This is a genomic window from Chryseobacterium indologenes (genome assembly GCF_018362995.1).
GTDB lineage: Bacteria > Bacteroidota > Bacteroidia > Flavobacteriales > Weeksellaceae > Chryseobacterium > Chryseobacterium indologenes_G.
Genome location: NZ_CP074372.1, coordinates 3626941 through 3645395 on the forward strand (window position 1 = coordinate 3626941; position 18455 = coordinate 3645395).

At 37.1% G+C, this 18455-nt stretch carries 16 protein-coding genes; 8 read left to right on the top strand and 8 right to left on the bottom strand.

Going from position 1 to position 18455, the window contains the following annotated elements:
- Positions 1-27 precede the first annotated feature (27 nt).
- Both DYR29_RS16450 and DYR29_RS16455 read right to left on the bottom strand, forming a co-directional pair.
- Complete coding sequence (locus DYR29_RS16450) at positions 28-1401, bottom strand: HAMP domain-containing sensor histidine kinase (protein WP_213277720.1); 1374 nt, start codon at positions 1399-1401, stop codon at positions 28-30.
- Complete coding sequence (locus DYR29_RS16455; RefSeq protein ID WP_213277721.1) at positions 1398-2084, bottom strand: response regulator transcription factor; 687 nt, start codon at positions 2082-2084, stop codon at positions 1398-1400. The genes DYR29_RS16450 and DYR29_RS16455 overlap by 4 nt, the downstream gene beginning before the upstream one ends.
- A gap of 239 nt (positions 2085-2323) precedes the next feature.
- On the opposite strand from DYR29_RS16455, the gene DYR29_RS16460 reads away from it, so the two are divergent.
- The 3 genes from DYR29_RS16460 to DYR29_RS16470 are packed head-to-tail and all read left to right on the top strand — an operon-like array spanning position 2324 to position 4584.
- Positions 2324-3652, top strand: a complete 1329-nt coding sequence (locus DYR29_RS16460) for a porin (protein ID WP_213277722.1) — start codon at positions 2324-2326, stop codon at positions 3650-3652.
- A gap of 11 nt (positions 3653-3663) precedes the next feature.
- Positions 3664-4083: a Dabb family protein gene (locus DYR29_RS16465; RefSeq protein WP_213277723.1), complete on the top strand. Its 420-nt coding sequence runs from the start codon at positions 3664-3666 to the stop codon at positions 4081-4083.
- A gap of 21 nt (positions 4084-4104) precedes the next feature.
- Positions 4105-4584, top strand: coding sequence for a hypothetical protein (locus DYR29_RS16470; protein WP_223598376.1), 480 nt, complete (start codon positions 4105-4107; stop codon positions 4582-4584).
- A gap of 140 nt (positions 4585-4724) precedes the next feature.
- Here DYR29_RS16470 and fabF read toward each other — a convergent pair whose 3' ends face one another.
- From fabF to DYR29_RS16500, 6 genes are all read right to left on the bottom strand, one after another.
- On the bottom strand, positions 4725-5966 hold the full coding sequence (fabF, locus tag DYR29_RS16475) for a beta-ketoacyl-ACP synthase II (protein ID WP_213277724.1): 1242 nt from the start codon (positions 5964-5966) through the stop codon (positions 4725-4727).
- Positions 5967-5968: 2 nt separating this feature from the next.
- The gene (locus DYR29_RS16480) at positions 5969-6394 is read right to left on the bottom strand and encodes a PaaI family thioesterase (RefSeq protein ID WP_047422224.1); all 426 of its coding nucleotides are present in this window, start codon (positions 6392-6394) and stop codon (positions 5969-5971) included.
- An 11-nt stretch (positions 6395-6405) separates the two neighbouring features.
- Entirely contained in the window at positions 6406-7674 is a 1269-nt protein-coding gene (locus tag DYR29_RS16485) for an acetyl-CoA C-acetyltransferase (RefSeq protein ID WP_213277725.1), read from the bottom strand.
- A gap of 10 nt (positions 7675-7684) precedes the next feature.
- Complete coding sequence (locus tag DYR29_RS16490) at positions 7685-8290, bottom strand: TetR/AcrR family transcriptional regulator (protein ID WP_213277726.1); 606 nt, start codon at positions 8288-8290, stop codon at positions 7685-7687.
- Between the two features lie 174 nt (positions 8291-8464).
- A complete protein-coding gene (locus tag DYR29_RS16495; RefSeq protein ID WP_002982623.1) occupies positions 8465-8884 on the bottom strand; it encodes an OsmC family protein in 420 nt (139 codons plus the stop codon).
- An 88-nt stretch (positions 8885-8972) separates the two neighbouring features.
- On the bottom strand, positions 8973-9839 hold the full coding sequence (locus DYR29_RS16500; RefSeq protein WP_213277727.1) for a helix-turn-helix domain-containing protein: 867 nt from the start codon (positions 9837-9839) through the stop codon (positions 8973-8975).
- 200 nt (positions 9840-10039) lie between these two features.
- Between DYR29_RS16500 and DYR29_RS16505 the strand changes: the two genes are divergently transcribed.
- The 5 genes from DYR29_RS16505 to DYR29_RS16525 all read left to right on the top strand — a co-directional run bounded on the left by DYR29_RS16505 (position 10040) and on the right by DYR29_RS16525 (position 18379).
- Positions 10040-10918, top strand: coding sequence for an AraC family transcriptional regulator (locus DYR29_RS16505; RefSeq protein WP_047422228.1), 879 nt, complete (start codon positions 10040-10042; stop codon positions 10916-10918).
- 388 nt (positions 10919-11306) lie between these two features.
- Complete coding sequence (locus DYR29_RS16510; RefSeq protein WP_213277728.1) at positions 11307-14270, top strand: SusC/RagA family TonB-linked outer membrane protein; 2964 nt, start codon at positions 11307-11309, stop codon at positions 14268-14270.
- Positions 14271-14280: 10 nt separating this feature from the next.
- Positions 14281-15903 (top strand): SusD/RagB family nutrient-binding outer membrane lipoprotein, encoded by a 1623-nt coding sequence (locus DYR29_RS16515; RefSeq protein ID WP_213277729.1) that lies wholly within the window; start codon positions 14281-14283, stop codon positions 15901-15903.
- A 172-nt stretch (positions 15904-16075) separates the two neighbouring features.
- Positions 16076-17377 carry an MFS transporter gene (locus DYR29_RS16520; protein ID WP_213277730.1) on the top strand — a complete coding sequence of 434 codons (1302 nt, stop codon included), beginning with the start codon at positions 16076-16078 and terminating at the stop codon, positions 17375-17377.
- Between the two features lie 30 nt (positions 17378-17407).
- Positions 17408-18379 carry a glycoside hydrolase family 130 protein gene (locus DYR29_RS16525; protein WP_129038662.1) on the top strand — a complete coding sequence of 324 codons (972 nt, stop codon included), beginning with the start codon at positions 17408-17410 and terminating at the stop codon, positions 18377-18379.
- The last annotated feature ends 76 nt before the right edge of the window (positions 18380-18455 follow it).

Here is an 18455-nt window from a genome sequence, read left to right on the forward strand (position 1 = left end):
AAAACAGTCAGTTTTTGACTGTTTTTTTTATTTTTTGGAGGGAAATGTTACAGTAAATACACTCCCTTTTGACACTTCAGAATCGATCGTCAATTTGCCTTCGTGTATTTCTATAATCCTTTTTACAATGGAAAGACCAATACCGTTTCCTTTTTCGAAATTCTTATTGGAACCTCGGTAAAACAAATCAAAAATTTTCAAAAGATCCTTTTCTGAAATACCAATCCCATGATCAATAAAACGGATTTTTATATGGTCCGAGTTGGTCTCTATTTCAATATGGCAGCTTTTGTCTGCTGAATATTTACAGGCATTCTCTATCAGGTTAGAAAAAGCAACCTGCAGCAGGTAAGGATTACCATGAAAATCATAATTGTTTTCATCATCATCTGACGCATTACCCATATAATTGATCCCTATTTTGTAGCCAGCATTTTTCTGCAGCAATGCAAGCTTGGCTTCTGCTAAAATTTCATCCAGACGCAGATTGGTAAAACTGATCTGTGATACATCATAGCTGGCTCTGGCGAAATCCAACAAAGCAGAAGAAAGCTCCGACGCATCATTGGCATCCTGCAGGGCATTGTCAATAGAAAGCTTATAGTCATCCAGTGTTACATTCAGTTCCTTGGCAAGCTCCAGCTCTGCAATTAAGGTGGAAAGAGGAGTCCGGAATTCATGAGAAATGGTGGTGACGAATTGTTTGTGATTATTAAAAGATTTTTCCAGCCTGTTGAAGGTAGAATTAAAAGTTTCAGTCAGTTCATAAATCTCATCTTTTGCTTTGGGAATATCCAGCCGTTTATTCAGATTATGCTCCGAAATATCGCGGATCTGGAGGATAATATCCTTTAAAGGCTTAAGGGTATAGTATGAAAAAAGAAATCCTATAATAAAAATGATGACAATGGAACTGATATAAATAATGATAATATCTTTTTTAAACTCAGAAATATGGGCTTTTCCTGTGACATCTACTGCACTTCCAATGATATAATATTTTTCTCCGTTTGAGTGAAACTGAATGGCAATATACTGACGGTCGCCCTGATGCCAGAATATTCTGTTTTTATTGGATCTGATAATTTTATCCAGATATTTTTCATTGCTTTTGAGAGGAGGAACATCCGTGAAAGTTAGCTCTTTTTTACTGTTATAAACACTGATGTCTGCCTCATTAAGCAACTTTTGGTTACGCTGGTGAAGCTCACGGATTTTTTCATCACTGATTCTGACATCGAAGATAAATTCTGACCTCCAGATCACCTTATATCCTAAACGGTCGTTAAACTCATCCTCCCTGTTCTTTTCAGATACAAAATAGAGAACATAAGCAAACAAAAATAAAATGCCTGCGGTAAGGATAGAATAAATGAGTGCTGTTCTGGTTGCTATTTTCATAATTGTGAAGCGAAAATAAATCCTACTCCGGGTTTGGTGTGAATCAGTTTATGATCAAAATTTTTATCAATCTTTTTCCGTAAATAAGCAATGTAGACATCAATATAATTGGTTCCTGTGTCAAAATGATTTCCCCAGACATTTTCTGCAATCTCTTCACGGGTAAGAATTCTTTCGGCATTGTTTACCAGAAATACCAGGAGTTTAAATTCTTTGGGAGTGAGTTCTATTTCCGTTCTGTTTCTGAAAACCCTGTTGAATTTTTTATCAATCTTCAGGTCGTGATATTCAAGATCGGTCAGATATGCTTCTTTATTTCTGGCTGATCTTCTTTGCAGAATGGCTTTGATTCTTACGTAAAGTTCCCTGATTTCAAAAGGTTTTACCATATAATCATCTGCTCCGGCGTCAAATCCTTCAATTTTCTCATCAATCGTGCCCAGAGCGGTGAGCATAATGATGGGAAGATCAGGGTATTTCTCTTTGATCAGTTTGCATAGATCAATACCGCTCATTTTTGGCAGCATAATATCTGTAATCGCCAGATCGAAAGATATTTTATTCAGCAGGACAATAGCATCTTCTGCATCTTCCGAAATATACACCTGATATTCCTGGCTCTCCAGCCCTCTTTTCAAAAGACTTGAAACACGCGAATTATCTTCTACAATTAAAATTTTCATAAAGAAATACTATGGGATATATACCTTGGTTTTCAAATGTTTTTTTGATTTTAAAAGCTTGATTTTCATCTGTCCCCAAAGCACTGTACAAAGGTATTTCATATTTTTCTTTTATCAGAAAACATTAACCCTTTTAATAGTTTTCTATAAGGTTTCTAATAGATTTCTAATACCTGTCCAGACATTCCCGATCTAATTTTGTCCCGTTGAAATCAACAAAAAGATAAGAATAGAAAAATATGAAGACTACCTCTTTCAAAACTGCAATTGCTTTGTTTTCCTTAGTGGGACTCATGGGAAAATTAGAAGCTCAGAAAAAAAATGACTTTAATAACCCCGGATTGACCCATTACTTCAATGAAGAACACTCACGATATATTTCTCTTAGCGGATATGCAGAATTGTGGGCCAGATATACACAGCTTAACCCCGGAAGCCTTGTCAATAATGAGGCAAAATCGGATTTGTCTGACCTGTCTCTTCGAAGAGTTCGTGTAAAAATGACTTATAAGCCCACCGAAAAGCTGATGTTTGTTTTGCAGGGAGGAACCACCAATGTGAATGTAAATGCTAAAGGAAGTAATTATTTTGACCTTCTGGATGCTTATGCTGAATATGCTTTTAATGATAAGATTGCTTTTGGTGCAGGGCGTTCCACATGGCGCGGTCTTTCAAGATTTACCACAGGACCTCTGAATACGCTGTTATACGATCTACCAGCTTATGCAACATCCAATGCAGGGACTACAGATTATACAGTAAGAGAACTGAGTGCCTATATTAAAGGACAGCTTGGAAGATTTGACTACCGATTGGTGGTGGCCGATCCTTATACCATGGCAACTTCAGATCCGAAACTGAATGTAGCTTCATTCAGTAAAAATTCTCCGGGAAAAGACTTCTCCGGGTATTTCAGATATGCTTTTTTAGATAAAGAGAATATTTCTACACCTTTTAATTCCGGAACCTATGTAGGAAAAAAGAATGTATTGAGCCTGGGGGCTGGTTTTGATTACATTCACAATGCATTATGGCATCTGGATACAGGCAAAAATACAGTAAATGATGATATGAAGAGCTTTGCGGTAGATTTATTTTATGATGCACCGCTGAACAAAGAAAAAGGAACGTCAATAAGCGCATATGGAATGGCGATGCACAACGACTATGGACCCAATTATATCCGGTATGTAGGAACCAATAATCCTGCAACTTCTGTAGATGTTACACAAGCAAGTCTGAATGGAGCAGGAAATGCAATGCCTGTTATCGGAACCGGAAATACTTATTATGTGCAATTGGGAGGAACGCTTCCATATCTTGATAAAGAAAAGAAAAACCTGCAGCTCCAGCCTGCTGTAGGAATGCAGCTATCTGATCTGAAAGGACTTCATGACAATGCAGTGATTTATGATGCCGGAATCTCCCTGCTGATGAACGGAATGTCTTCCCGGTTAACCTTTGACGCCCAGAACAGACCAGTTTATACCAATGATCCCTCAAACAATGCTGTAGTTTCTGACCGGAAATGGCAGTTTGTCCTTAAATACAGAATAGATTTTAATTAAAATAAATGACAATGGAAAGAAGAAAATTTTTATTCCGCTCAGTACAGGCTTCTGCCCTGCTGCTGGTTTCAGGAAATATGTTTGCCTCTGCTTTACCCATGTTTAACCCTATAAAAAAGAAAAAAATGTACTTCCATTATTTGTTGTTTTGGCTTAGAAAAGATCTTTCGGAGTCTGAAGTAAAAGAATTTGAAAATTTTTTTGAAGGTCTTAAAAAGCTTCCTTATCAGAAAAATCTCCGTTATGGAAAGCCTGCCGCTTCCACCCCGAGAAGTGTTTTAGACAGCACATTTACCTATAATGCTTCTATGGAATTCGATAGTTTGGAGGAACTTGAAGCGTATGGAAAACTTCCCGAACATCTGGTTTTGGTTCAGAAATATAAACCCTTTTTTGAAAGAATGCTGGTTTACGATACTGTTTATAATTAAAAATAAAAAATTAAATTTATAATGAAAAACATCATGAAAGGCTTAAGCCTTGTTTTAGTAGTAAGTACTGTAGGATTTATGAATGCACAACACAAAAACCATAAAAATGTAAGTGTCACTGCGGAAACCTCCACTGAGTTTATTCCTGCCATAAGACTAATCAACCATCCTGACGGATCATGTGCTTTTGAGAAAGGAAAAATACCTACTCTTAAACACATGAATACCACTACATTCTGGATGAGCAATAAAACGGAAGAGTGGGAAAAAAATGCACATCCGGCGCCCAGAAGACAATACGTGATTACCATCAAAGGAAATATAAGATTTAAAGTAACAGATGGTTCCACTTTTATAATTAAACCTGGCGTGGTTCTTCTGGCTGAAGACCTTAAAGGAACCGGTCACAGCTGGGATATGGTGAAAAGCAAGGAGTGGGAAAGACTTTATATTCCGATTGCTGAAAATGCCGATGATTTTTTTATCCCGGATGCCCAATAATTACAAGTCATTTTCTTTTTTTGGAAAATATATAATTCGTTATGTTTTGAAGCAGCCAGTTTTTGGCTGCTTTTTTAGATTTAAAATCAAAAATCCCTGCATGATTTCCATACAGGGATTTTTATTATTATTTAATCAAATTAACTGAATTTCTTAAATACTACGGTGGCATTATGACCTCCAAACCCAAAGGCATTACTTAAAGCATAGGTAATATCTTTTTCTTTTGCTTCTCCAAAGACAATATTGATATCCTGCGGAATATTCTCATCAATGCTGTGAAGATTGATTGTTGGAGGAATAATTCCATTTTGAATGGCTTTAATAGAAAGAATGGCCTCTACAGCTCCCGCAGCTCCTAACAGGTGGCCTGTCATGGATTTTGTGGCACTGATATCCAGGTTTTTGCTTCCTTTAAATAATTTATTAATTCCATTGAGCTCAACAAGATCTCCAAGAGGAGTAGATGTAGCATGAGGATTAATATAATCAATATCATCTGTGTTGATTCCAGCTTCATGAAGTGCTAGTTGCATAGCTTTAATTGCGCCCACTCCATCCGGATGAGGTGCCGTCATATGATAAGCATCAGCTGTCATGGCTGCTCCTACCAATTCCGCATATATTTTTGCTCCTCTTGCTTTAGCGTGTTCATACTCTTCAAGAATCAATGTTCCTGAACCTTCACCCATTACAAAACCGTCTCTCTCTGCATCGTAAGGACGACTGGCTGTCGCGAAATCATCATTTCTTGTAGACATGGCTTTCATAATGGAAAATCCACCGATAGAGGCAGGAGAAATAGCAGCTTCAGAACCACCGCTTACAATGACTTTTGCTTTTCCAAGACGGATATAGTTGAAAGCATCCATCAACGCCGTATTTCCTGTTGCACATGCAGAAACTGTAGTATAATTAATTCCCTGCAAGCCATATTTCATAGAAATCATTCCTGATGCCATATTGGCGATGAATTTCGGAACAAAGAAAGGATTGAATCTTGGCGTTCCGTCACCGGCTGCAAAATTCATGACTTCACTCTCGAAAGTCCACATTCCACCTTGTCCTGTTCCCCAGATAACACCTACATCAAACGGATCCATATTTTCCAATTCAAGTCCTGAATCTTTCAGTGCCTCTGCGGTGGAGTACATAGCATATTGTGAGAATAGATCACTTCTTTTGATTTCGTTGTGTGTTAAATGGAGTTTTGGATCAAAATTTTTAACCTCACAAGCAAAATGTACTTTAAATTTTTCCGTATCGAAATGGGTAATCTGATTTGCTCCACTCACCCCATTGATACTGTTTTGCCAAAATTCTTCGACATTATTTCCCAAAGGCGTCACCGCGCCAAGACCTGTAATGACAACTCTCTTCATACTTAGTTATTGATTTTGAATAAATTCGAGGTTCCTCTTGCGATTAATCGTGTTTTATCTGCATTCCATATTTCGCATTGTGCATTTACGAATTGCTTACCTCTTTTAATGATTTTAGTTTCAGCTACAATATTATCATTTTCTTTTGCAGTTGAAAAATAATCTATGACATTATTTATAGTGGTAATGAAAGAATTTTCATTTAAAGAAAACATGGTGGCGCCAATAATATCATCAACAATAGCAGCGGTAACGCCGCCGTGAAGATTTCCTATAGGATTCAGCCACTCCGGTCTTACCGTATATTGAAATTCCAGTTGGCCTTCTTTAACGGAAAGAACAATTGGGTTCAGCCATTTCATAAAAGGAGATGGTGACTGATCAAATTCTTTTCCGATGAATTGCTGTAATTGTGCTAATCTATCCATACTTTCAATTTTTATTTTTCTAAAATCATGGTTACTCCCTGTCCACGGGCCGCACAAATGGATATAAAGCCTTTTCCACTGCCTTTTTCGTGAAGTAATTTTGCCAGCGTTGCGATAATTCTTCCTCCTGTTGCGGCAAAAGGATGGGCTGCAGCAAGGCTTCCTCCTTTTACATTCAGCTTACTTCTGTCAATCTTACCCAGCGCCTTTTCTAATCCGAATTTTTTAGCAAGGTCATCGTTTTCCCAGATTTTTATGGTGGCCAAAACCTGTGCAGCAAAGGCTTCATGGATTTCGTAATAATCAAAATCTGAGAGATTCATCCCAGCTTTTTTAAGCATTCTTTCTGCAGCAAAAACGGGTGCTAAAAGTAAATCCTGTTTATTTTCAACATATTCTATCCCTGCCAATTCTGAAAAGGTTATATAAGCTAAAACAGGAAGATTGTTGGCTTTTGCCCATTCTTCACTGGCAAGTAAAACGGCTGAAGCTCCATCCGTAAACGGTGTAGAATTTCCTGCTGTTAAAGTTCCGTTTTGCTTATCGAAAGCGGGTTTCAGCTGTGATAATTTTTCAATACTGCTGTCACGGCGTATGTTATTATCTTTATCCAGACCAAAAGCGGGAGTGATCATATCATTAAAGAAGCCCTCATCATAAGCTTTTGCCATATTCTGATGACTTTTTAACGCTAATTGATCCTGTTCTTCTCTGGAAATATTGTAATATTTTGCAGTGATTTCTGTGTGTTCACCCATGACAAGACCTGTTTTAGGCTCCTGTCCTTTATAAGGAATAGGCATCCAGTCTTTCAGTTTCGGGCTTAGCAGTTGTTTTAATTTCCCGAATGCTGATTTTTCTTTATTCGCCTTTAACAAAGCTTTTCTTAATCGAGGCGAAGATTCAAACGGAATATTGCTCATTGCTTCTACGCCACAAGCAATACCACAGTCTATCTGGCCAAGAGCAATTTTATTTCCAATGTAAATGGCCGCCTCAATTCCTGTATCGCACGCCTGCTGAAGATCACATGCAGGAGTTGCAGGATCAAGAGTGGTATTCATTACGGTTTCCCTGATGAGGTTGCTTTCAGAAATATGTTTGATAACAGCACCTCCGGCGACTTCTCCGAGCCTTTTCCCTTTAAGGTGATAACGTTCTATCAATCCGTTCAGAGATGCGAGCAGCAGATCCTGGTTTCCCTGTTCTGAATAAGCGGTATTCATTCTGGCGAAAGGAATTCTGTTGTATCCTATGATAGCCACTTTTTTTGTTTCCATGTTGTATAATTTATGATGGAAGAATATTGAGTTCATGATCAATCATGTGGGCAATTTTGTCTAAAGCATGGTTTAGAAAACTTTGATCACCCATTGTTTTTGAAAGCAGGATTCCGCCTTCAATAAGCATAATAAATAAGGAGGCATATTGCTCAGCATTGATTTTTTTATCAATTTCCCCATTCTTTTGTCCCTCCAGAATAGTGGCTGATATCTTGACCATCCATTGTTCAAAGGATCTTTTAACCTGAGTTTTTAAAGCCGGGAAAGAATCATCTGCTTCTGTGGCGGCATTCATTATTGGACATCCGCCATTGGAAAATACAAACTTCCAGTTTTTTCGGTAAAACGCTGCAAAAGCATGAAGCTTATCCACGGATTTAGGATATTCTTCACCAAAAGAACGACTAAGGGTTTTTCTCAATAGTCCGGCATTGTATTTATAGACTTCAATCGCTACTTCATCTTTGTTTTCAAAATTTCCATAGATACTGCCTTTCGTCAGTCCGGTTGCCTGCGTAATGTCTGACAGCGATGTGGAAATGTAACCCTTTGTATTAAAAAGAGTTGCTGTTTTCTCGATGATGTGCTGTTTTGTTTTTTCTGCCTTCGACATTATTAATGATTAAATATATGCAAATATACAAAAATATACCACTCGGTATATTTTATTTGAAAATTTACCAACTACAGATATTAGAAGGGGAAGTTTTGGCTAAAGCCAATAGGATTGTTTTTAAAATAAAAAACGGGCTAAAGCCCGTTCCTATTGATATAAATGCTTTGAATTTTAATTTTCCAAAGTAGCATTCAATGTAATTTCAAAGTTGAATGCTGCACTTACCGGACAACCTTCTTCAGCAATTTTAGCAAACTTTTGGAATTCTTCTTCTGAGATTCCCGGAACTTTTGCCGTTAAAGTCAGCTCAGATTTTGTAATCTTTCCGATATTAGGATCAAGAGTGATTACAGAAGTTGTTTTTAACTCTTCAGGATTGTATCCTGCCTGTGAAAGCTCTGCATCTAGTTTCATCGTGAAACATCCGGCATGAGCTGCTGCTAATAATTCCTCAGGATTTGTTCCTACACCATCCGCGAAACGGCTGTTGAAAGAATATTGAGTTTGATTTAAAGTTGTACTTTGAGTAGTTAAGTGTCCTTTTCCTTCTTTGATGGTACCGTTCCAAACGGCTGTTGCGTTACGTCTCATAATGTTTGTTTTTTTATTTTTAATATTGTTTGATTTTGATGATACAAAGGTAGGTCTGTGATAGGGAGTATTCAATAGATAAAAAGACTTAAATATTGTACTTTTTTCCCGAGGAGTAATTTTTCTTAAAATTAGCAGGCGTATTTCCTGTTTTGTTGGTAAAAAGACGGTTGAAATAGGCAGGATCTTCATAGCCCAGATCATAAGCAATTTCTTTTACAGGTTTATCTGTATAAAATAGTAACCTTTTTGCTTCTAATAAAATTCTGTTGATGATCAACTGATTGGGAGAATCCAGATTTAAATTTTTAAACTTATGCGTTAAGGTTTTTGGGGCAATGTGAAGCAGATCTGCATAATCTGCAACATTATGTTTTTCTCTGAAATGAATTTCCAGATGTCTGCTGAAATCTCTGAAAATATCCAGTTCATTACCTGGTATTCTGAGTGTTTCATTATCTAAATTCTGTTTTTTCCATTTTCGGGTAGCCCGGATGATAATCTGTTTTACGTAGGTTCTAATCATTTCTTCGGCAGAAGAATCTTTCCATTCAAGTTCATCTTTAATATTCTGAAAGAGGTCTTTAATAAGAGTGGTTTCGGAAGGATCAAGTTCTACAAAGGGGATTTCAAATACATTATGAAAGAGCAGCCCATCACAAGCAACTTCTTTATCATGAATCTGGATGCAGTAAAAATCGCGGTTGTAGAAAAGAAGAACAGATTCATCTTTTCCTTTTTGGATGCTTAGATGCTGGTTAGTCAGGAAAAAAAGTGAAGGTTTTTTTGTCTTATAATGATTAAAGTCTACCGTAAGTTCGTATCCTGAAGGAATGAAAAATACTTTGATATCAGTTCTGAAATGATTCCCGTTAAAATTCTCCAGATTTTCTCCTGAAAATATTTCCAATCCGAGTCTTTTATAGTGATCTTCAAAAACAAGTTGTTGTGGCATACTTTAACTTTAGTTTAAAGATACAAAAAAGCATGATTTAAGCTGTATTAAATTATTGAAACCCAAATTTCTGATGTCTGACATATAAAATTGGAATAAAATAAATCGGAAATATGTTTTTACATTGATATTATTTTATCATTTTTACAAAGATTTGTACTGCGACCTACATTATTAACCCTTTTTTCATAACTCCCTGTATGAGCGAATTAGAAAATATTCTGAGAGAAATAACTCCACTATCTCCTGAAGATAGTTTTCTCGTGTTTGACAGGATCAAAGCGTCATTCGACTTTCCGTATCACTATCATCCGGAAATTGAAATTAACTTCATCTACAAAGGGAAAGGTTACCGCAGAATGGTAGGAGATCACACCGGAGAAATCGGGAATATAGAACTGGTATTGGTAGGACCAAATTTACCACATTGTTGGGCGAATTACAGATGCAAAAACAGGAAAACCCACGAAATAACGATACAATTTAATCAGGATTTCTTTCAACAGTCGCTTATGGAGAAAAATATTCTGAAACCCATCAACAATCTGATGAAAGACTCTATCAGAGGGATTCTTTTTTCTTCCGAAACCGCTGAAAAACTAAAAGATTCGTTTCTCAATCTGTCCAAGATGAACAGCTTCGAATCTTTTATAGAAATTATGAAGATTCTGAATGAACTAGCAATTGCTGAAAATAAAACACTTTTGTCATCATATAGTATTGAGCTTGAAACCTTTGCTGACAATGACAAGATGAAGATTATCCACGACTTTGTTCATAAAAATTTTGAGAATAAGATTACGCTGGATAAAGTGGCTTCTATGGTAAATATGAGCAATGTAACATTCAACAGATTCATTAAAAAAAGAACAGGGAAGACTTTCATTAATTATCTTAATGAAATAAGAATCAGCTATGCTGCACGCTGGCTGATGGAAAAAAACCTTACCGTTTTTGAAATTGCTTTTGAAGCAGGCTTTAATAATATTGCCAATTTCAATAAAGTATTTAAGTCCATCAAAAAGACAACTCCAACTGAATTTAAGGAACAATTTAAAGGCGTGAAAAAAATTGAATAATACGCTTTTGAAATTCACTTTTTTCTGTACAATCAATTCAAAATAAAATAAAAATCCGGGTATCCACATCCGGATTATTTTTTGTTAAAAATGACGATAAATCCTCTTTTTTTGATTGTTTTTTATATGGTGTATTTTGCTGATATATAGTGATTTAATTGCTTTAAAATAAAATTGCTGAAAAAATAATATCGTTTTATGATAAAATAGTATTATATCAGACTGGTTACAAAATTTAGATTTGTGAATGTGAATTAAATCTTAACAAAACTTTAAATAATTTAATACATAAACGGCAAAGTTTTGCTGAAAAAACAATAATTTTTTTTGTATTGAAAAATAAAGCAATGTATTTGATTCTCAATTAAATCTAACGAATCTAAACCTTATGAGAAAAGCAGTTATACCTGTTCTGTTCGTTTTTTCACTTTCTGCGAATGCACAGGAGAAAAAATCGGCCGACACTACGAAGACAAACAGTATTGAGGAGGTCGTAGTCACCTCTTTGGGGATAAAAAGGCAGGCCCGCTCTTTGACGTATTCCAGTCAGCAGATCGGTGGGGATGAGCTTACAGAAGTGAAAACTCCCAATCTATTAAATTCGATCAATGGAAAAGTTTCCAACGTACAGATCAACAGAACCAATGGGGTAGGAAGCTCGGTAAGGGTGATTATGAGAGGAAATAAGTCTGTATCAAACAGCCAGCCATTGTATGTAGTCGATGGAATTCCTATCATCAATGGAACAGGGAAGTCTACAGATATAAGCCAATATGCTAATATGCCGGACCCGGGAGATGTATTAAGTTCCATTAATCCTGATGATATTGAAAGCATCAACTTTCTGAAAGGAGCATCAGCATCAGCATTATATGGTTCAGCAGGTGGAAACGGAGCTATTTTGATTACCACAAGAAAAGGAAAAATAGGTAAGAGCTCTATCTCTTACAGCACAAGCTTAACGGCAGAAAGAGCTTATAGTCTGCCAAAATTGCAGCATAGTTATTTGTCTTATGACCCATCCGATCCTACTCAATCTCCAGGGAATAATATTGAGAGCTGGGGAGCCAAAGGTGCTTCAAAAGACTATCTTAAAGATTTTCTTCAAACCGGAACAACATGGGTAAACAGTCTTTCTTTCCAATCTGGAAACGAAAAATCAACCAACTATTTTTCCATTGGAAATACTACCAATAAGGGGGTGATCCCAATGTCTTATTTTGATCAGTATAATGTCTCTTTTAGAAACTCAAGTAAGTTTCTGGATGATAAACTGACATTGGACGCTAACTTCATTGGCTCCCTGCAGGACAGTAAAAACAGACAAACACCAGGAGCTTCTTTTTCTCCTTTGACAAGTTTATACTGGTTGCCAAGAGGAGTAGATTTTGATCAATATGGACCTGACAATTATTCTTTCATAGATAAAAAGAGACTTTTACCTGCACAAAATTGGTGGGAGGTAAAGCCGGATGGAAGTTTCAAAGGAAATCCGGAAACTCAAAACCCATATTGGATTTTAAACAGAAACCCGGTTACTGTTAAAAATAAAAATGCATACAGCGCCGTTTCATTATCTTATCAGATCAATCCATGGTTGACAGCACGAGTAAGAGGAAACTATAGCTGGAATAGTTCAGACAGCCAGCGTGATATTTCTGCTTACTCAGCGCCTTCGTTATTGGCTGTGCAACAAGGAATTAATGGAAGAATGCTTAAAAATGTCTATGAAAATTCATCTACCTATGGTGACGTTTTGTTGATTGGTAGTCCAAAATTAAGCGAATCAATTTCTTTAGACTTTACCGTTGGAGGAAGTGTGAATACGACGAGCAATAAAGTAACGCAAATTGATAATGCTTATCTGTCCATTCCTAATTTGTTTGCAATAAACAATCTGCAATGGAATGTAGACCGAAGCCCGGGAGATGGATATCATAATAACTACTGGAATTTGAAAAAACAGGTGCGATCGGTTTTTGCAAGTGCTTCAGTAGGATATAAGAATATGTTTTATGTAGATATGACCTTTAGAAATGACTGGGATTCTACTTTAGCATTAACAGGAAGAAGCGGATTTGATTATGAGTCTGTAGGAGCTAATGCAATCTTATCATCTATCTTTAAACTTCCGGAAGTGATCAATTTCTGGAAAGTAAGAGGGTCTTATGCAACTGTTGGTTTAGGATTGCCAGCCAATATTTCTAATGCGATGGTAGCCTATTATAATGCATATTCTTATGGAGTAGATGCGGGAAGTATTGTATATCCAAAAAGTTCATTCGTAACCAGCCGACCAGATCTTATTCCACGCCCGGAACTTAATAAAACTTTTGAGGCAGGAACTGAGCTGAGAATGTTTAGCAACAGATTAAATTTTGATCTTACCTATTATAACTCTAATGCCAGCAATCAATTGCTGGAGACTACTATAGGCTCTAACTTTGGAGGGATTCCATCAGGGTCATATTATATTAATGCAGGTAAAATACGCAATACAGGTTTTGAAGCCTCTTTGTCATACAAAGTTTTTGGTACAGAAAAGTTTGGCTGGACAACTACAGTGAATGCCTCAGCGAACAAAAATACAATTGTTGAATTATTTCCATCAGGTTTATCTATACCCGAAAACCAGCTTTTCTCATTAACTGGAGGAGGAGATTTTACAAAACTGAGACTGGGAGGGTCTTTTGGAGACCTTTATGGGGTTAAATTCAAAAGAGATGATCAGGGACGTATTTTAGTAGATGAAAATGGAGTTCCATTAGCTACTACAGGTGATCCTCAATATTTGGGTAATCCAAACCCTAAGTTTATTCTAGGTTTTAATAACTCTTTTAATATTGGTAAACTGGGAATATCTTTCCTTATTGATGGTAAATTCGGAGGTAAAGTATTGTCTCTTACTGAAAAAGCAAATGATTTATATGGAGTAAGCCAGACGACTGCTGATGCAAGAGATGCTGGTGGAGTATCCATTCCAAATGCGGTATATGCCCCAGGAACACCTTTAGCAGGGCAGGCTTATAACGGAGTTACTGATTCAAAAGCATATTATAAGAGAACAGGTGGTGCCGGTGGTATGGGAACAGGAATTGACGAAGCTTATCTGTACAGTGCAACAACTGTACGTTTACGTCAGGCATCTATTTCATATAGCTTTGATATCCAATCGAAATATATGAGAAATGCGACAGTAAGTTTAGTAGGAACCAATTTATTCTTCTTTTACAAAAAAGCACCGTTTGATCCGGAGCAGGTATCAGGAAATACACCTGGTGGGGTAGGAGTTGATTCATTTGGACTTCCGGTTACCCGATCAATAGGACTATCATTAAAGACTAACTTCTAATTTAACGAAAATGAAATTCAATAATATTAAAACACTGGTATTGGGTGCAGCAGTCTTAATGGCTGCTTCCGGATGCAGTGATCTGGATCAGTATAACCAGGAAAAGCTGGGGAATCCTGAAAACATGTACGCAGATTATAATGCGGTTGTTAATCCTTTAAAATCCCTGCAAAGAGGTCTTCAGTCAGATTATCAGCTATATCCCAATCTAAGTGCGGATATGTTTAGTGGTATGTTCAGTACGGCAACTCAGTTTAATGGAGGGAAGAACAATACAACTTATTTTATGATGGATGGGTGGAATAACAGGATTATTGCCAGACAGCAGGATATCTTCAATTATTCTATCATCATCGATAATGCTGCTAAGAACTTCTATCCGGGAATAGATTTTACAGGGACATTTGCTGTTAAAAAGATTTTAAAAGTAATCACTGCAGCAAGAGTATCAGACAATCATGGTCCGGTAGTGTATAGTAAATATGAAACCCCCAATGCAAACGGAGTAACTGATTTTGATTCTCAGCAGCAAGCCTATCAAAATTTTATCAATGATCTTACTGTAGCTATTACGGACTTACAAAAAGTTCAGAATATGCCTGCTACAGGAAATGAAGGTGACAAAGCTGCATTAAAAAGAGCTGACCTTGTGTACGGCGGAAATATGGCTCAGTGGGCAAAACTTGCCAACTCACTAAAACTGAGGTTAGCGATGAGAATGAGCTATGCTGATCCGGCGAAATCTAAACAATATGCTGAAGAGGCATTAGCTTCATCTGCAGGATTGATCACTGACAATGCAGATAACGCTTTAATCAGTGTAGGACAATCAGAATTGAGCTTTATCATCTACTCATGGGGAGACTGTTTAATAGGAGCACCTTTGATGGCTTATATGAACGGATATAATGACCCAAGACTTCCGGCATATGCTATTCCTGCATCTGACCCAAGCTTACAAGGGAAATACATAGGAATACGTCAGGGAATTGATTTATTAAATGGTAAGTCAACTTATGGAGGATTTTCACAACCACAGGCAAAATCTGCCAACGGAGATTATTTTTCCGGGACTGATGGAAAAATGAAATTATTCACCGCTGCAGAAACATGGTTCCTGAAAGCTGAAGCTGCTTTGAGAGGATATGCAGGCGCTGGAGATATTCAAACCAACTATACAACAGGAGTTCAGCAATCTTTCGGAGAATGGGGGAAAAGTGCTAATGTTGCTGCTTATCTTGCCGATAATACTTCTACTGAAGCACCTTATCTTGATCCGAAAAATGCAGACAATAACGTACTTGTTGGAAACCCTCAGTTAAGTACCATTACGATTGCATGGAATAACGGGGATACCAACGAAAGAAAATTAGAAAGAATTATTACCCAGAAATGGCTTTCTCTTTATCCGAACGGACCGGAAGCATGGGCTGAGCAAAGAAGAACAGGATATCCGGTTCTTTTCAAAGTAAGAAAAAATGACAGTGGCGGAGCGATCAGTACAGAAGCAATGATCAGAAGAATTCCTTTCACCATTGATACCAAAACTTCACTTTATAATTACCAGCAAGCTGCACAAATGCTTAACGGACCTGATACCGGAGGCACTAAGCTATGGTGGGATAAGAAATAAAAGATATTCAGAATCACTCATCAGTAAAGAGACATCTCAAGATCAGATTTATTTGATACATTCATTGAGGCGGGAGAATAAAGTAGAATCTCCAAAAAATTTATAGTTTCGTTTTTTTAGCCTGAATGAATCCTTGAGATGTTCTCTTTTATTTAGAATCTTATTTTCAAATATGGGAAAAAACAACTCCGGAACCCGTCGGATCCAGCCAATTCTTTGGATTTCAACATTATATTTTGCAATGGGTGTTCCCTTTGTAACCATTAATGCGGTTTCAGGAATCATGTATAAAGATATGGGTGTTTCAGATTCACAGATTACATTCTGGACAGCCCTTATCCTTTTCTCCTGGACATTAAAACCACTTTGGAGTCCGTTTCTGGAGATCTATAAAACAAAAAAATTCTTTGTTGTTTTTACTCAGTTTGCCATAGGAATTCTCTTTGCATTAGTGGCTTTAAGTCTGCCGATGCATGATTTTTTCAAATATAGTATTGCACTTTTTGCAGTAATAGCATTTTGTGGAGCTACCCATGATGTGGTAGCAGACGGAACGTATATTGGCTTTCTTACCAATAAAGAGCAGGCAAAATATATCGGCTGGCAGGGCGCCTTTTACAATCTCGCGAAGATTATCAGCAGCGGCGCACTCGTTTATTTTGCAGGTGTTTTAGAAAAAACAAAAGGAGTTACCAATGCCTGGATGATCATTATGGTGATCTATGCACTGCTGTTTTTTCTATTAGCTATTTATCACTATTTCATTCTGCCGAAAGAAAACAAAGAAGAACATAAAGAAGAGAAAAATGCCGGAAATGTTCGTAAAGAATTATTGGAAGTGATTACCTCTTTCTTTACAAAAAAGAAGATTCTGTGGTGTATACTCTTCATTATTCTCTATCGTTTTGCAGAAGGATTTGCGATCAAAATAGCGCCTTTATTTTTTAAAGCTCCAAGAACTTCAGGAGGATTGGGATTATCAACTTCCGATATCGGACTTATTTATGGAACGTACGGTTCTGCGGCATTTATTTTAGGTTCTGTACTGGCAGGATATTTTATCTCAGCCCGCGGACTGAAAAGATCTTTGATATGGTTGTGCTGTGCATTCAATATTCCATTTGTGGTATATGCATTACTGGCTTATTATCAGCCATCAGATCTTTTACCTGTAGGAATTGCAGTGGTAGTGGAGTATTTCGGATATGGATTTGGTTTTGTAGGGTTGATGCTCTACATGATGCAGCAGATTGCTCCCGGAAAACACAAAACCGCCCACTATGCATTTGCAACAGGAATTATGAACCTTGGTGTGATGATTCCCGGAATGTTCAGCGGAATGATCAGTGACTGGATTGGATACAAAATGTTCTTTATCTGGGTCCTGATTGCTACGATTCCTGCTTTTTTAGCCACCTTATTCGTTCCTTTCCCTTATCCGGAAAATCAGAAAGAACAGCAAATCAACTCATAATAATTAAAAATAAAAAGTAAAAAATACTTTATGACAGCTCAATCAGTAATGATCCCCTGGCAGGATCGCCCGGAAGATTGCAATGATATCATGTGGAGGTTTTCCGAAAACCCGATCATTAACAGATATGCGATACCAACATCCAACAGTATATTCAACAGTGCAGTAATCCCTTTTGAGGATGGATTTGCAGGGGTCTTCCGTTGTGACAACAAGGCCGTACAGATGAATATTTTTGCTGGTTTCAGTAAAGACGGAATCAATTGGGATATCAATCATGATCCTATTGAAATGCAGGCAGGAAACACAGACATGATTGAATCCGATTACAAATACGATCCACGTGTCACTTTTATAGAAGACCGTTACTGGATTACTTGGTGTAACGGATACAATGGTCCTACCATCGGAATTGGGTATACTTTTGATTTTAAAGAATTTTTTCAGTGCGAAAATGCCTTTCTTCCATTCAACAGAAACGGAGTTTTGTTCCCTGAGAAAATCAATGGTAAATATGCTATGTTGAGCCGTCCTAGTGATAACGGACATACTCCTTTCGGAGATATTTATATCAGCTATAGCCCTGATATGAAGTACTGGGGAGAACACCGTTGTGTGATGAAAGTAACCCCTTTTGAAGACAGTGCTTGGCAGTGTACAAAGATCGGGGGAGGACCTGTTCCTATCAAAACAGAAGAAGGATGGCTGCTTTTCTATCATGGTGTAATCAATACCTGCAGAGGATTCAGATATTCAATGGGAGCAGCTTTGCTTGATCTTGAAGATCCTACAAAAGTATTGTACAGAACGAAGCCTTATCTGTTGGCTCCAGCTGAATTGTATGAACTGACAGGAGATGTACCGAACGTGGTTTTCCCTTGTGCAGCACTGACGGAAGGAGATAAAGTAACAGTATATTATGGTGCTGCTGATACCGTAGTTGCGATTGCCTTTGGATATATCTCAGAAATTATTGATTTTATGAAAAAGAATTCAATCTAATTAGTAATATAAAGTTTTTAGGAAATAGGTTAATCATCTTAATTTTCCCTTTTTTTGGGAATTTTATAATGGTTTT